This window comes from Solimonas soli DSM 21787 (genome assembly GCF_000474945.1).
Lineage (GTDB): Bacteria > Pseudomonadota > Gammaproteobacteria > Nevskiales > Nevskiaceae > Solimonas > Solimonas soli.
The window spans coordinates 111,608-125,308 of the sequence record NZ_AXDW01000001.1; the positions used below are offsets into that span (position 1 = coordinate 111,608).

15 protein-coding genes are annotated in these 13,701 nt (G+C 69.8%); 5 read left to right on the forward strand and 10 right to left on the reverse strand.

Features of this window, described 5'->3' with window-relative positions; translation table 11 throughout:
• Positions 1–52 precede the first annotated feature (52 nt).
• Positions 53–793, forward strand: coding sequence for an SDR family NAD(P)-dependent oxidoreductase (locus K344_RS0100530; RefSeq protein WP_028079042.1), 741 nt, complete (start codon positions 53–55; stop codon positions 791–793).
• Between the two features lie 26 nt (positions 794–819).
• Here K344_RS0100530 and K344_RS22685 read toward each other — a convergent pair whose 3' ends face one another.
• The 7 genes from K344_RS22685 to K344_RS0100565 form a co-directional block, all read right to left on the reverse strand.
• Positions 820–2,184 (reverse strand): pseudouridine synthase, encoded by a 1,365-nt coding sequence (locus tag K344_RS22685; protein ID WP_051361721.1) that lies wholly within the window; start codon positions 2,182–2,184, stop codon positions 820–822.
• 160 nt (positions 2,185–2,344) lie between these two features.
• Positions 2,345–3,130 (reverse strand): SMC-Scp complex subunit ScpB, encoded by a 786-nt coding sequence (gene scpB / locus K344_RS0100540; protein ID WP_028079043.1) that lies wholly within the window; start codon positions 3,128–3,130, stop codon positions 2,345–2,347.
• Positions 3,127–3,999: a segregation and condensation protein A gene (locus K344_RS0100545; protein ID WP_028079044.1), complete on the reverse strand. Its 873-nt coding sequence runs from the start codon at positions 3,997–3,999 to the stop codon at positions 3,127–3,129. The genes scpB and K344_RS0100545 overlap by 4 nt, the downstream gene beginning before the upstream one ends.
• On the reverse strand, positions 3,996–4,472 hold the full coding sequence (locus K344_RS19425) for a GNAT family N-acetyltransferase (RefSeq protein ID WP_051361722.1): 477 nt from the start codon (positions 4,470–4,472) through the stop codon (positions 3,996–3,998). Before K344_RS19425 ends, K344_RS0100545 begins: the two co-directional genes overlap by 4 nt.
• Positions 4,473–4,474: 2 nt before the next feature.
• Positions 4,475–5,497, reverse strand: coding sequence for a tryptophan--tRNA ligase (trpS, locus tag K344_RS0100555; RefSeq protein WP_028079045.1), 1,023 nt, complete (start codon positions 5,495–5,497; stop codon positions 4,475–4,477).
• The gene (locus K344_RS0100560; protein ID WP_028079046.1) at positions 5,494–6,180 is read right to left on the reverse strand and encodes a site-2 protease family protein; all 687 of its coding nucleotides are present in this window, start codon (positions 6,178–6,180) and stop codon (positions 5,494–5,496) included. Before K344_RS0100560 ends, trpS begins: the two co-directional genes overlap by 4 nt.
• Positions 6,181–6,239: 59 nt before the next feature.
• Positions 6,240–6,863: an L-threonylcarbamoyladenylate synthase gene (locus K344_RS0100565; RefSeq protein ID WP_028079047.1), complete on the reverse strand. Its 624-nt coding sequence runs from the start codon at positions 6,861–6,863 to the stop codon at positions 6,240–6,242.
• Positions 6,864–6,943: 80 nt separating this feature from the next.
• Here K344_RS0100565 and K344_RS0100570 point away from each other — a divergent pair, with 80 nt between their 5' ends.
• The 4 genes from K344_RS0100570 to K344_RS0100585 are packed head-to-tail and all read left to right on the forward strand — an operon-like array spanning position 6,944 to position 9,224.
• Positions 6,944–7,474 carry a septation protein A gene (locus K344_RS0100570; protein WP_028079048.1) on the forward strand — a complete coding sequence of 177 codons (531 nt, stop codon included), beginning with the start codon at positions 6,944–6,946 and terminating at the stop codon, positions 7,472–7,474.
• A gap of 9 nt (positions 7,475–7,483) precedes the next feature.
• Positions 7,484–7,786 (forward strand): YciI family protein, encoded by a 303-nt coding sequence (locus tag K344_RS0100575; protein ID WP_028079049.1) that lies wholly within the window; start codon positions 7,484–7,486, stop codon positions 7,784–7,786.
• Entirely contained in the window at positions 7,783–8,085 is a 303-nt protein-coding gene (locus K344_RS0100580) for a BolA family protein (protein WP_028079050.1), read from the forward strand. The genes K344_RS0100575 and K344_RS0100580 overlap by 4 nt, the downstream gene beginning before the upstream one ends.
• A complete protein-coding gene (locus K344_RS0100585) occupies positions 8,082–9,224 on the forward strand; it encodes a BamA/TamA family outer membrane protein (protein ID WP_028079051.1) in 1,143 nt (380 codons plus the stop codon). The genes K344_RS0100580 and K344_RS0100585 overlap by 4 nt, the downstream gene beginning before the upstream one ends.
• A gap of 12 nt (positions 9,225–9,236) precedes the next feature.
• Here K344_RS0100585 and K344_RS0100590 read toward each other — a convergent pair whose 3' ends face one another.
• The 3 genes from K344_RS0100590 to ligA all read right to left on the reverse strand — a co-directional run bounded on the left by K344_RS0100590 (position 9,237) and on the right by ligA (position 13,688).
• Positions 9,237–10,130 carry an outer membrane beta-barrel protein gene (locus K344_RS0100590; protein WP_157622695.1) on the reverse strand — a complete coding sequence of 298 codons (894 nt, stop codon included), beginning with the start codon at positions 10,128–10,130 and terminating at the stop codon, positions 9,237–9,239.
• Between the two features lie 106 nt (positions 10,131–10,236).
• The gene (locus tag K344_RS19430) at positions 10,237–11,391 is read right to left on the reverse strand and encodes a mechanosensitive ion channel family protein (protein WP_051361723.1); all 1,155 of its coding nucleotides are present in this window, start codon (positions 11,389–11,391) and stop codon (positions 10,237–10,239) included.
• Between the two features lie 2 nt (positions 11,392–11,393).
• A complete protein-coding gene (gene ligA / locus K344_RS19435; RefSeq protein ID WP_043113420.1) occupies positions 11,394–13,688 on the reverse strand; it encodes an NAD-dependent DNA ligase LigA in 2,295 nt (764 codons plus the stop codon).
• Positions 13,689–13,701: the final 13 nt, after the last annotated feature.

Genomic DNA, 13,701 nt, shown 5'->3' on the forward strand with positions numbered 1-13,701 from the left:
TGCGCGCCCCGCACGCGCCGCGCGTGCCCGAACGCGATCGCTCTTCTCCAGAATGGCCGTCATTCCCGCCGCCTACCAAGCCGCCGCCGACCTGCTCAAAGGCCGGCATCTCCTCGTCACCGGTGCCGGCGACGGCCTCGGCCGGGCCGCCGCCCTGGCGCTCGCACGACACGGTGCGACCGTCATCCTGCTCGGCCGCACGATCAGCAAGCTGGAAGCGGTCTACGACGAGATCGGCGCGGCCGGCGGCGGCGCCGCGATCTACCCGATGAATCTCGCCGGCGCGACCTGGGCCGACTACTTCGAGCTGGCCAGCACGATCGAGCGCGAGTTCGGCGGGCTTGACGGCATCCTGCACGGCGCCGCGCACTTCAAGGCTTTCACGCCGCTCTACGATCTCGAACCCAAGGAATGGGTCGAGAGCCTGCAGGTCAATCTCACCGCGCCGTTTTCGCTGACGCGGCACTGCCTGCCGCTGCTGATCAAGTCGCCGGACGCTTCCGTGGTCTTCGTCAGCGACCGCCCCGGCCGCGAGCCGCGTCCCTTCGCCGGCGCCTACGGCATCGCCAAGGCCGGCATCGAACAGATGGCGCAGATGTGGGCCGCGGAGCTGCAGTCGCATCCGCAGCTGCGCATCAACACCTTCCATCCGGGCCCGCTGCGCAGCGGCGTGCGCCTCAAGGGCTATCCCGGCGAGCTGATCGAGCAGTCGCCGCTGCCGGAAACGGCCACGCCGGCACTGCTCTGGCTGTTCGGCCCCGACAGCCGCGGCGTCAGCGGCGAGCGCTTCTGAGCGCGGCCGCGGCGCGCCACTGACGCTCAGCGCCGCGTGCGCGGCGGATGCTTCCTGCCGGCCGGGCGCGGACCGGCGCCGCGCGCCGGCCGCGCGCCGGCCGGCTTGCCGCGATCCGCGAGCTGCCGTTCGCCACGCGCGGCGGGCCGCGCATCGCCGCCGCGCCGCGCCGCCGTCGCACGCCCTTCGCGACCGCCGGCATCGCGGCCCTCGCCCGCACCGGCGAAGCGCGCCGGCGACCGGCCGCCACGCGCGTCGCCCTCGCCCCGGCCGCCAGCGCCGGCAGCGCGCGCCGCGCCCTTGGCGCCGCGGCCGCCGCGACCCTGATCGGCACGTGCCTCGCGCCGCCCTGCGGCGGCGGCGGCCGGCGGACGGGCGCCGGAACGCTCCTGCGCTTTGCCGCCGCGCGCATCGTCGCGCGTCTTGCGCGCCGCGCCGTCGCGTGACGGCCGACCGCCGCCCGACGCCGGACGCGCGGCGCGCGGCGCGCGGCGCGGACGCTCGTCCTCGTCGTCCTCGTCGTCCTCTTCGTCGTCATCGTCGTCGTAGAAGCGCGGCCCGCGCGACGGCGGCACGAACCGTCCGGCGCCGCGCGCCGGCGGCTTGCCGCCGGGTCCGGACTTGCGCGTCTCGAGGCCGGCTTCGGCTTCCGTGAGCCCGACCGCGTCGAGCACCGCGAGCAGCTCGGCCGCCGTCGCCTCGCGCGCCGTGCCGGACTTGTTGCCACGGCCGAGTTCGATGGGGCCATAGCTGATGCGGATGAGGCGGCTGACCTGCAGGCCCTGCGACTCGATCAGGCGACGCACGAGGCGGTTGCGGCCCTCGCGCACGCTGACGTGGAACCACTGGTTGGCACCCTCGCCGTCCTCGCTCTCGGACCGCTCGACGCGCTCGAAGCGCGCCATGCCGTCGTCGAGTTCGACGCCGGCCGTCCAGCGCGCGATCACCGCCTCGTCGACCGTGCCGAGCACGCGCGCCGCGTAGGTCCGCGGAATCTCGAAACTCGGATGCGTGAGGCGGCGCGCCAGTTCGCCGTGATTGGTGAACAGCAGCAGGCCGGAGGTGTTGATGTCGAGGCGACCGACCGCGATCCAGCGCCCGGACTCGAGGCGCGGCAGCTTGCGGAACACCGTGCGGCGGCCTTCGGGATCGTCGCGCGTGACGAGTTCGCCGACGCGCTTCTTGTAGATCAGCAGGCGCGCCGGATCGGCCTTGCGCTTGAGCGAGATCGCGCGGCCGTCGACGCGGATGTGGTCATTGTGATCGACGCGCTGGCCCGCCTCGGCCGGTCGGCCGTTGACGAGAATGCGGCCTTCCTCGATCAGTCGCTCGATCTCGCGACGCGATGCAACGCCGGCGGTGGCCAGCAGTTTCTGGATACGTTCACTCATGGCACGTCCTCCCGACGTTCCTGAAAGTTCGACTCCCCATGGACATGGGAGAGGCTTGGGGCGAGGGCTTGGCAGAGCGAGAGATGCGACGGGCATCGCCCCCTGACCCTCTCCCGCCGACATTCGTCGCCGGAGAGGGAACTCGTTTTGATGTGCGCTCTTAGCGCTGCTCGTCCTGGTCCGCTGCCGGCGCATCCGACGCGACGGCGTCACGATCGACGACACCATCATCCGGCGCCGCTTCCGGCACGACCGCGCCCGCTTCGCGCGCTTCGTCGTCGCCGGCAAGGTCGCCCTGCGGCGCTTCGAGCGCGTGCGGCTCGTGCAGCTGCTCGCCGAGCCGCGCGAGCGCCGTCTCCAGCTGCTGCGGGTCCTTGATCTCCGGCAGCGACGGCAGATCGTCGAGCGTGCGCAGGTTCAGGTCGTCGAGCAGCTGATGCGTGGTGCCGAACAGCGACGGCCGGCCCGGCACTTCCTTGACGCCGACTTCGCGAATCCAGCCGCGGTCGAGCAAGGTGCGGATGATGTTCGGCGACAGCGCGACGCCGCGCACGTCCTCGATCTCGCCGCGCGTGATCGGCTGGCGATAGCAGATCAGCGCCAGCGTCTCGAGCAGCGCGCGCGACAGGCGCGGCGGCTTTTCCTGGTAGAGCTTGCCGACCCACTCGGCATACTCGCGCTTGACCTGGATGCGCCAGCCGCTCGACACCTCGGCCAGCTCGGCGGCGCGCGTCGCCAGATCCTCGTTGAGCTTGGCGAGCGCCTCGCGGATGTCCTTCTTCGTCACGCCAAGCTCGTGGCCGAGCATGCGCTGCAGCTGCTCGGTCGGCAGCGGCTGCTCGGAGGCGAGCAGGATCGCTTCGAGAATGCGGTCGAGCTGGGCGATGCGCTCGTCGGCGGTGTTCTGGATGTCGAGGTCGGCTTGGCTGTCGACGGTTTCGCTCACGTCGGCGACTCCTGTTCGGTTTCTTCTTCGAGCGCGGCCGGTCGCGGCCGCGCCTGCATGACGAGGATCGGCGCGAACGGCCCCTGCTGTTCGATGTCGAGCATCGCCGAACGCGCCATCTCGAGGATGGCGAGGAAGCACACCACGACGCCGAGGCGGCCTTCCTCGGGATCGACGAGCTGGTCGAGCCGGGCCGGTCCCTGCTGGATGCGCGAGAGGATGTGCGTCATGCGCTCGCGCACGGACAGCGGCTCGCGCGACACCTCGTGATGCTTGAACAGTGCGGCGCGTTCCATGATGTCGCGGAAGGCCAGCACCAGTTCGCGCAGCGTCGGCATCGGCAGCTGCGTCGTCGTCGGGATGATCTCCGGACGCGCCTGCGCGAGGTACAGATCGCGGCCGATGCGCGGCAGCTTCTCGATCTCCTCGCTGGCGGTCTTGAAACGCTCGTATTCCTGCAGGCGGCGCACCAGCTCCATGCGCGGATCGCCCTGCTCCTGCGCCTCTTCCGGCGGCGGCCGCGGCAGCAGGATGCGCGACTTGATCTCGGCGAGCAGCGCCGCCATCACCAGATATTCGGCGGCCAGTTCGAGCTTCATGTCGCGCATCAGCTCGATGTACTGGATGTACTGCTGGGTGATCTTCAGGACCGGAATGTCGAGGATGTTCAGGTTCTGCTTGCGGATCAGGTACAGCAGCAGGTCGAGCGGGCCTTCGAAAGCATCGAGGAAGACCTCCATCGCGTCCGGCGGGATGTAGAGATCCTCGGGCATCTTGTCGAGGGCCCGGCCGTGCACCTTCGGCAGCTTGCTGACATCCGGCGCGACCACCGCGCCCTCCGCCGCCGCTTCCTGCGCTTCGTCGATCATGCCGCCACGCCCCGCTGCCAAAGCCAGACGACGCCATCCTGCGGGTCGCGCAGGCAGTCGCGCAAGCGGAAATCCAGCTTGCGCAGCACGCGCGTCGCCGCGCCTTCCCGCGCCGGCGTGCGCGCGGCGACCGTCGACGACGGCGCGTTGCGGTAGGCAAGGCCGAGCAGGCGCTGCACCATCGCCGTGGCGACGCCGCGTCCCTCGTGATGCTCGAAGGTCTGGAAGGCGATCTCGACCACACCGTCGCGCGGCGGCGTCACGAAGGCGCAGCTGCCGACGATCTCGCCGCCGCACAGCGCGAGATAGCCGATCCACGGCGGCGTGAAGCCCTCGTCGGCGTAGCGCAGCGCCGTGCCTTCGAGCACGTCGCGCGCCGCCGCCGGCATCTCGCCGGCGCAGAAGGCGGGCGTGCCGCCGTCGAGGATCGCGATCAGGCGCAGGTCGTCGGCGCGGATCGGCAGCACGGCCATCGTCATTCCGGGATGAAGCCGAGAACGTCGTGCACCTGCCTGAGGGTTGCGTCGGCCTTCGCCGAAGCCGCCTCGGCGCCGGCACGCAGGACCTGGCGCAGGCCGTCGATGTCCTCGCGCACCTCGCGGTACTTCTGCTGCACCGGCTCCAGGCAGGCGACGACCGCATCGGCGCAGGCCTGCTTGAACTTGCCGTAGCCCTGGCCGTTGTACTGCGCGACGATCGCCTCGAACGACTGGCCGCTCGCCGCGGCGAGAATCGACATCAGGTTCGACACGCCGGGCTTCTCGGCGATGTCGTAGCGGATCTCGTTGCCGGGATCGGTGACGGCGCGCTTGAGCTTGCGCGTGATCACGTCCGGCGGATCGAGCAGGTACAGGGCATTGGTTTCGGCGTCGTCCGACTTCGACATTTTCTTCGTCGGTTCCTGCAGGCCCATGATGCGCGCGCCGACCGGCGGGATCATCGGCTCCGGCACGGTGAACACCTGCCCGTAGAGATTGTTGAAGCGGAGCGCGACGTCGCGTGTCAGTTCGAGGTGCTGCTTCTGGTCGTCGCCGACCGGCACCTGCCTGGCCTGGTACAGCAGGATGTCGGCCGCCATCAGCACCGGGTAATCGAACAGACCGGCGTTGATGTTGTCGGCATGCTTGGCGCTCTTGTCCTTGAACTGCGTCATGCGGTTCAGCTCGCCCATCTGCGTGTAGCAGTTGAGGACCCAGGACAGCCGCGCGTGCGCCGGCACATGGCTCTGCACGAACAGCGTGTTCTTCGCGGGATCGAGCCCGCAGGCGATGTACAGCGCGAGGAACTCGTAGCAGCGCTCGCGCAGCACCGCCGGGTCCTGGCGCACGGTGATCGCGTGCAGATCGACCAGCATGTAGTAGCAGTCGTACTGCTCGGACAACGGCACCCAGTTCTTCAGCGCGCCGAGGTAATTGCCGAGCGTGAGACGGCCGGACGGCTGGATGCCGGACAGGACCACCGGCTTGGTGGCAGCGGGTTTCGGGTTTGCGGTGTTCACGAGCCGGACATCAGGACATCGCTCGACGTCATGCCGAGCAGGGAATAGAGAACGTATTCGGCGATCGACAGCGGCCAGTACAGGATGGCGCCGAGCAGGCCCGGAACCAGCACGAGGCCGAGCAGGATGAACATGCCGTAGGGCTCGAGCTTGGCGTACTGGTAGGCGGCGCGCGCCGGCAGCAGGCCGGTCAGTACCCGGCCGCCGTCGAGCGGCGGCAGCGGCAGGAGGTTCAGCACCATCAGCACCAGATTGATGACGATGCCGGCGACGGCCATGTAGCGCACGGCCATCCAGATACCAGCATCCGCGCCGACCGCCAGCGCCAGCTTCAGCAGCAGCCCCCAGCCGACCGCCATCAGGCCGTTCGACAAGGGACCGGCGGCGGCGACGATCGCCATGTCGCGGCGCGGATGCTTGAGATTGCGGTAGTCGACCGGCACCGGCTTGGCCCAGCCGAACAGGAAACCGCCGAGCAGCAACAGCAGCCCCGGCACGAGGATCGTGCCGACCGGGTCGATGTGGCGTATCGGATTGAAGCTCAGGCGCCCCAGCATCTGCGCGGTACGGTCACCCAGCGCGCGCGCCGCAAAACCATGCGCCGCCTCGTGAACGGTGATGGCGAAAATGACCGGCAGGGCCCAGACGGCGATCTTCTGGACCAGAGTGAGTTCGATCGGCATTCGGCCATTATATCGGGCGGCACCTGCGCCGGCCTCGCCGATCGGTGACCCGCGCGCGTTCAGAGCCCCAGCGCGTCGACCGGCCCCTTGCCCTCGCGCACCACGCGCACGCCGTCCTCGGACAGATCGAGCACCGTGGTCGGCACCGTGCCGCAGGGGCCGCCGTCGATGACGATGTCGACGAGATGGTCGAGCTGCTGGCGATGGTCCTGCGGCGCATTGACCGGCTCGTCGTCGCCGGGGAACTGCAGGGTGCAGGAGATCAGCGGCTCGTCGATGGTTTCCAGCAGGGCCTGGGCGACGACGTGATCCGGCACGCGGATGCCGATGGTCTTGCGCTTCTCGTGCGCGACGCGCTTCGGCAGCTCCTTGGTCGCCGCCAGGATGAAGGTGTACGGACCGGGCGTCAGCTGCTTGAGCAGGCGGAACTGGCGGTTGTCGACGCGCGCGTAGGTCGCGATCTCGGAAAGATCGCGGCAGACCAGCGTGAACTGGTGATGGCGGTCGAAGTCGCGGATGCGGCGCAGGCGGTCGGCGGCGTCCTTGTCGTCGAGATGACAGCCGAGCGCGTAGCAGGAATCGGTCGGATAGGCGACGACCGCACCCTCGCGGATGCGCTGCGCGACCTGTCCGAGCAGGCGCTTCTGCGGGTTGACGGGATGCAGCTCGATCCATTCGGCCACGGCGCACTCGGTTCTGGGGACTCGCCATTCTAGCCCCGCAAGCGGAGCGCCCGCCGCCGGTGCGACGCTACAATGCCGGCATGAACGCCCTGATCGATTTTCTGCCGGCCCTGCTGTTCCTCGGCGCCTATGCCGCCTACGGCATCTACGCCGCCACCGCCGTGCTGATCGTCGCCATGTTCGCGCTCGTCGCCTGGTACTGGTTCCGCGAGAAACGCCTGCACAAGGCGCATTTCGTCACCGCCCTGGTCGCGCTGGTGCTCGGCGGCCTGACGCTGTACGTGCACGATGCCAGCTTCATCAAGTTCAAGCCGACCGCCGTCTACGCGGTGTTCGCGCTCGTCCTGCTCGGCAGCCACGTGATCGGCGACAAGGTGCTGCTCGCGCGCCTGCCGCAGAAGACCATCGAGCTGCCGGACGCGGTCTGGCGCAAGGTGAATTTCGCCTGGGCGGTCTTCTTCGCGTTCTGCGCCGTGCTGAACCTCTATGTGGCATACAACTTCTCGGAAGCGGCCTGGGTCAAGTTCAAGACCTTCGGCTTCACCGCGCTGATGTTCGTCTTTCTCGTCGGCCACGCGCCGTTCCTCAAGCGCTATCTACCGCAGGAGTAAGCCGCGCGCATGCTCTACGCGATCATTTCCGACGACGTGCCCGACAGCCTCGCCAGGCGCCGCGCCCACCGCCCGGCGCATCTCGCGCGGCTCGAGCGCTTGCAGGAACAGGGGCGTCTCGTGCTCGCCGGCCCGCGGCCGCGCATCGATTCGAGCGACCCGGGCGACGCCGGCTTCTCCGGCAGCGTGGTCGTCGCCGAGTTCGAGAGCCTCGAAGCGGCGCGGGCCTGGGCGGCGGACGATCCCTTCGTGCACGCCGGCGTCTACGCGCAGGTGAACGTCTATCCGTTCGTGAAAACCCTGCCGAAGTGAACACGGTTCGCAGTGGGGGTCGCGTCGAGCGCATCCGCGCCGCCTTGCAGAGTGCCTTCGCGCCGACCGCGCTGCAGGTCATCGACGACAGCGCCGCGCATGCCGGCCACGCCGGCGCGGCGAGCGGCCGCGGGCATTTCCGCGTCGAAATCGTCGCGGCGGCGTTCGCCGGCATGCCGCCGCTGGCGCGGCATCGCGCCGTCTACGCCGCGCTCGGCGAACTGATGACGAGCGACATCCACGCGCTGTCGATCGCCGCCGCGACGCCGGACGAAGCGGCGCGCCGCGCGCCGGCATGACGCGCCGGCCCGCCGTCGCCGCCACGCTCGCTGCGCTGCTGAGCGCCGGCTTCGCCGCGCCCGCCGGTGCCGGCTGGCTGCCCGACCGCGAGCGCATCGACGCCCTGCTCGACAAGCTCGGCGGCGGCCAGCAGATCGACGAGAGCAAGAGCGTCGACTGGGGCGTGCTGCCCGGCCCGTTCTACATGCCGGAAACCAGCCTCGGCATCGGCGTCGCGCTGGTCGGCCTCTACCGCGCCGATCAGGAAAAGACCACGCCGCTGTCCTCGCTGACGCTGATGGGTTACGCCAGCGTCACCGGCGTGGTCGGCATCAAGTTCGACGACTACAGCTACTTCGACGGCGACCGCTGGCGCCTGTTCGTCGACGGCTCGCTGAGCAACGAGCCGAGCCGGTTCTGGGGCGTCGGCTACGCCGCCGGCCGCGACGACCATTGGCAGGAATACACGGCGCAGGGCTTCGGTCTCTGGCCGAAGGGCTTCGCGCGCATCGCGCCGGCGACCTGGGCCGGCCTCGGCTGGAGCGTCGTGCAGATGCACGCGAGCCAGCTCGAGGACGGCCAGGCCAATGCCATCCTCGCCACGCCGGCCGGTCGCTCCGACTTCGCCTCCGGCCTCAGTGCGCATCTGCTGCACGACACGCGCGACTTCGCGCCGAACCCGGCGCGCGGCCAGGTGCTGAGCCTCGACTATGCCGCCTACGCGCCGGCCTTCGGCGGCGAGGAACGCTTCGACGCGCTCACCGCGCGCTACGCGCTCTATCAGGCGCTCGACGCGCGCAGCATCCTCGCCTTCGAGCTGTACGGCGATTTCCGCAGCGGCGACGTGCCCTGGAACCTGCTGCCGGCGCTCGGCAACGACGCGCGCATGCGCGGCTACTACAACGGCCGCTACCGCGACCGCGATGTCGTCAGCACGCAACTCGAATGGCGCCACCAGTTCGCATGGCGGCACGGCATGACGCTGTGGGCCGGCGCCGGCACGCTGGCGCCTCGCCCCGGCGATCTCGGCGAGCACTGGCTGCCGAGCTTCGGCGCCGGCTACCGCTTCATGTTCAAGCCGCGCGTCAACGTGCGCCTCGATCTCGGCTTCGGCCGCGACAGCGCCGGCGTCTACTTCCAGGTCGGCGAAGCGTTCTGAAAGCGGCGCGCTTCAGCGCGCCGCATCTTCGTGCAGCCAGCCGCGACGACCGTCGTACTGCACGAAGGACCAGTCGCCCTCGCTGTTGTGGATACGCTGCAGGCTCTGGTAGCCGGCACCGGCCGGCAGCACGACGACCGTGCTCGCGTCACTGCGCGGCTGCAGCTTGAGCGGCAGCGGTTGCGCCGCGCGGGTGTCGCTCGCGGCCGGCGCTGGCACCGGCACCGGCGTCGGTGCGGGAGGCGGCGCCGGCTGCGCGTAGACCGGCGCCGGTTCGGGTGCGGGTGCGGGGGTCGCCACGTAGCCGTAGTCGACATCCGCGCGTCGCGCGGACGATGTGCGGCCGCCGTGGCCGAACTCCAGCATCAGGCCGGCGCTGAGAATGCCGATGTCCTTGTCGTCGGCGAAGTCCTTCGGACCGAACAGGGTTTCGTATTCGAGGCGCAGGCCGAACCAGTCGCTGAGCTTCCACACGAGGCCGAGGCCGAGGCTGCCGCCGTCGCTCGATTGTTTGGCGGTGCCGTATGCGCCGGGGTCCTGCGGAAGCGAACCGGCCGGCACCTTGATCTCGGTATCGCCGCTGTACCAGGCGCCGCGCAGCCAGAGTCCCGAGCCTTTCGGCGTCAGTTCGAGGAAATAGCCGGCGCCGAGCGTATAGCCGCTGAAATTCATCTTGATGCCGCCGTCGACATCGGCGTCGCCGGTATCGATGTAGCTCGCTTCGAGCATGATCGGCACCGGCGAGAAGCGGTAGCCGAGATACGCCTTGCCGCCATAGGCCGGATCGACGTCGGAATAATCGCTGCGATCCGCTTTCAGTCCGGAGGCGCCGACATAGAGACCGGCAAACGAGGACATCGGCGACAGCGCGGCGACGAGGCCGAGCGCCCTGATGAAGGACTTCATGAACTTCCCCTGATCGTTGTGGCGATGGCCGAAGGCCACGGCCGCGTCCCCGAACGCGGCGCAACGAGTCTAGCGACGAACGCGACGCCGCCCGGTGAACGACGTCTCAGATGCGCGGCGGCAGCAGGCCTTCGGGAACCGAGCGCAGGTGGACGTCCTGCTGCGGGAACGGCATCTCGATGTTCGCTTCGCGGAAGGCCTTGACGATGGCGAAACGCAGGTCGCTGGCGACGCTGCCCTTGGCGTCGGCATCGTCGATCGGCGCCATCAGTTCGAAGTCGAGCGAGCTGGGCCCGAAGTTGACGAACAGCACGACGGTCGCCGGCACTTTCAGCACGCGCGGATGGGCGGCGGCGATCGCCAGCAGCAGCTCGCGCACCTGCTCGGGATCGCTGCCGTAGGCGACGCCGACCGACAGCACGACGCGGCCGGCATGCGTGCGCAGATTGCGGTTCTGCACCGGATTCGACAGCAGGTTCGAGTTCGGCATGATGATCGTCTCGCGATCGCCGGTCTCGATTTCCGTGGCGCGGATGCGCATCTTGCGCACGACGCCCTCGGCGCCGCTGACGCTGATGTGATCGCCGGTGCGCACCGGGCGCTCGAAGAGCAGGATCAGGCCGGAGACGAAGTTGCTGACGATGTTCTGCAGGCCGAAGCCGATGCCGACCGACAGCGCGCCGGCGACGATCGCCAGATTCGAAAGGTCGAGCCCGGCGGAAGACACGCCGACCAGCGCGGCGATGACGAAGGTCACGTAGCCGAACAGCGTGGCCGCCGCGTCGCGCGTGCTCGGTTCGACGCCGGCGCGCACCAGCCAGTCGTATTCGAGCTTGCGGCGCAGCCAGCGCGTGAAGGTGAACAGCACGATGAACATCAGCACGCCGGCGATCAGCTTGCCGACGACGATGCGCACCCCGCCGATCTTGACGCCGCTGGAAAACAGCGTGTGCAGGAAGTCTTCGCCCTCGTCGTGCAGGCCCCAGATGTGCAGCAGCAGATAGACGACGAGCTGCCAGAGAAAGAAATGGATCGACACCAGCAGCCAGCGCAGCTCGCCGATGCGCTTGCCCTCGGCGACGCCGAGCCAGTGGCGCAGGCGGCGCTGCCAGCCGTAGCGCCCGCTGTCGAGCGTGCCGGCCAGCGCGTGCAGGGCCACGACGAAGCCGACCGCCAGCACGACGATCGCGAGCGTCGATGCACTCGGATAGAGCACCATCTGCGCCAGCAGCCGGCGGCCCGGATTCCAGTCGAACGACATCGTCAGTTTCCTTCGAGCAGGCGCTGCAGGCCGGCATAATCGAGCACCGGCACGCCGAGCTGTTCGGCCTTGGCGAGCTTCGAACCCGCCTCGTCGCCGGCGACGAGGTAGTCGGTTTTCTTCGAGACCGAGCCGCTGACCTTGCCGCCCGCCGCCTCGATCTGCGCGCCGACCTCGTCGCGCGACAGCGGCAGCGTGCCGGTGATGACGAAGGTCTTGCCGCGCAGCGGCCCTTCGACGGCGGCGCGCGGAGTCGCCGCCGCGCCCAGCAAGCCGAACTCGTGCGCCTGCGCCTCGAGCGCGAGCAGATGCTGGCGCGCGGCGGCCTTCGCGAAATGCTCGCGGACCGCGGCGGCGGTGCGCTCGTCGAGCACGCGCGCCAGCGCCACGTCGTTGTCGATGCGCGCCAGCAGGGCGGCGGCATCGTGCACGCCGCTCGCCAGCTTGTCGGCCTTGACCGGCCCCAGCCCGCGCACTTTCTGCTGCCGCAGCAGCCAGCCGACGGAGCACTGCTCGGCGGCCTCCGCCGACACCGGATGCTCGTCGCTGATCGCGATGTGCGCGAGCAGCGCGTCGACGGCGTGCGCGTTGTGGCGGTCCGCGAAGAACCAGCGGATCTCCTCGGCGGCCGCCTCGCCGATGCCCTCGACCAGCATCAGCACTTCCGGCAGCGCCTGGCGCACGCGCGCGAAGCTGCCGAGATGCCGGGCCAGATCCTTGGCGGTGGTCTCGCCGACCTGCGGGATGCCGAGCGCGTAGATGAAGCGTGCCAGCGTCAGCTCGCGGCGCGCGGCGATCGCGTCGATGATCTTGGCCGGCGCCACTTCCGCGGACTTGTACAGCGCGGCCACGTCGGCCACTTCGAGCGTGTACAGGTCGGCCGGCGTCTTCAGGCGCTCGCGCTCGACCAGCTCGGCGATCAGCGCTTCGCCGATGCCGTCGATGTCGGCGGCGCGGCGCGACACGAAGTGCTGCAGCAGCTGCTGCAGCTGCGCCTTGCAGACGAGGCGGCCGATGCAGCGGTAGATCGGCCCGTCCGGGTCCTTCTTCACTTCCGAACCGCAGACCGGGCAATGCGCGGGCATGACCACCGGCCGCGCATCGTGCGGGCGCTTGTCGATGACCACGCCCTTCACTTCCGGAATGACGTCGCCGGCGCGGCGCACGATCACGGTGTCGCCGATGCGCACGTCCTTGCGCGCGACCTCGTCCATGTTGTGCAGGGTCGCGTTGCTGACGTTGGCGCCGCCGACGAACACCGTGCGCAGGCGCGCGGTCGGCGTCAGCGCGCCGGTGCGGCCGACCTGGAAGTCGACGTTCTCGAGCACGGTCTCGGCTTCCTCGGCGGCGAACTTGTGCGCCACCGCCCAGCGCGGCGCGCGCGCCACGGAGCCGAGTTCGTCGCGGCCGTCGAGATCGTCGAGCTTGTAGACGACGCCGTCGATGTCGAAAGGCAGGCCGCCGCGCTTCGCCTGCATCGCCGCGTAATAGCGCAGGCAGCCGTCGACGCCGTGCACGCTCTCGATCAGCTCCGACACCGGAAAGCCCCAGGCGCGCAGCTGCGCCAGCACCTGCGCGTGCGTCGCCGGCCGCTGCCAGCCTTCGTGATAGCCGACCGCATAGGCATAGAAGGCCAGCGGCCGCAGGGCCGTCATCTTCGGGTCGAGCTGGCGCAGGCTGCCGGCGGCGGCGTTGCGCGGATTGACGTAGAGCTTGTCGCCGCGCGCCGCGGCTTCCTCGTTCATGCGCCTGAAGCCGGCATGCGGCAGATAGACCTCGCCGCGCACCTCGATCAGCGGCGGCGCGGCACCGCGCAGGCGCAGCGGGATCGCGCGGATCGTGCGCAGGTTGGCGCTGATGTCCTCGCCGGTCTCGCCGTCGCCGCGCGTGGCGCCCTGCGCGAACACGCCGTCGCGGTAGATCAGCGAAACGGCGAGCCCGTCGAGCTTCGGCTCGGCGACGTAGTCGACGGCCTCGCGATCCAGACCCTCGCGCACGCGGCGGTCGAAGTCGCGCAGCTCGTCCTCGCTGAAGACATTGCTCAGTGATTGCATCGGCTGGCGATGCCGCACCGGCGCGAACCTGTCGAGCGCCATGCCACCGACGCGCTGGGTCGGCGAATCGGCCGTCAGCAGCTCCGGATGCTGGCCCTCGAGTGCCTGCAGCTCGCGGAACAGCTGGTCGTACTCGGCGTCCGAGATGCTCGGATCATCGAGCACGTAGTAGCGGCGGTTGTGTTCGTGCAGCTGCTCGCGCAGCTCGGCCGCGCGGCGGCGCGCCGCTTCAGGGACGCTCACGGACCGCTCCGGC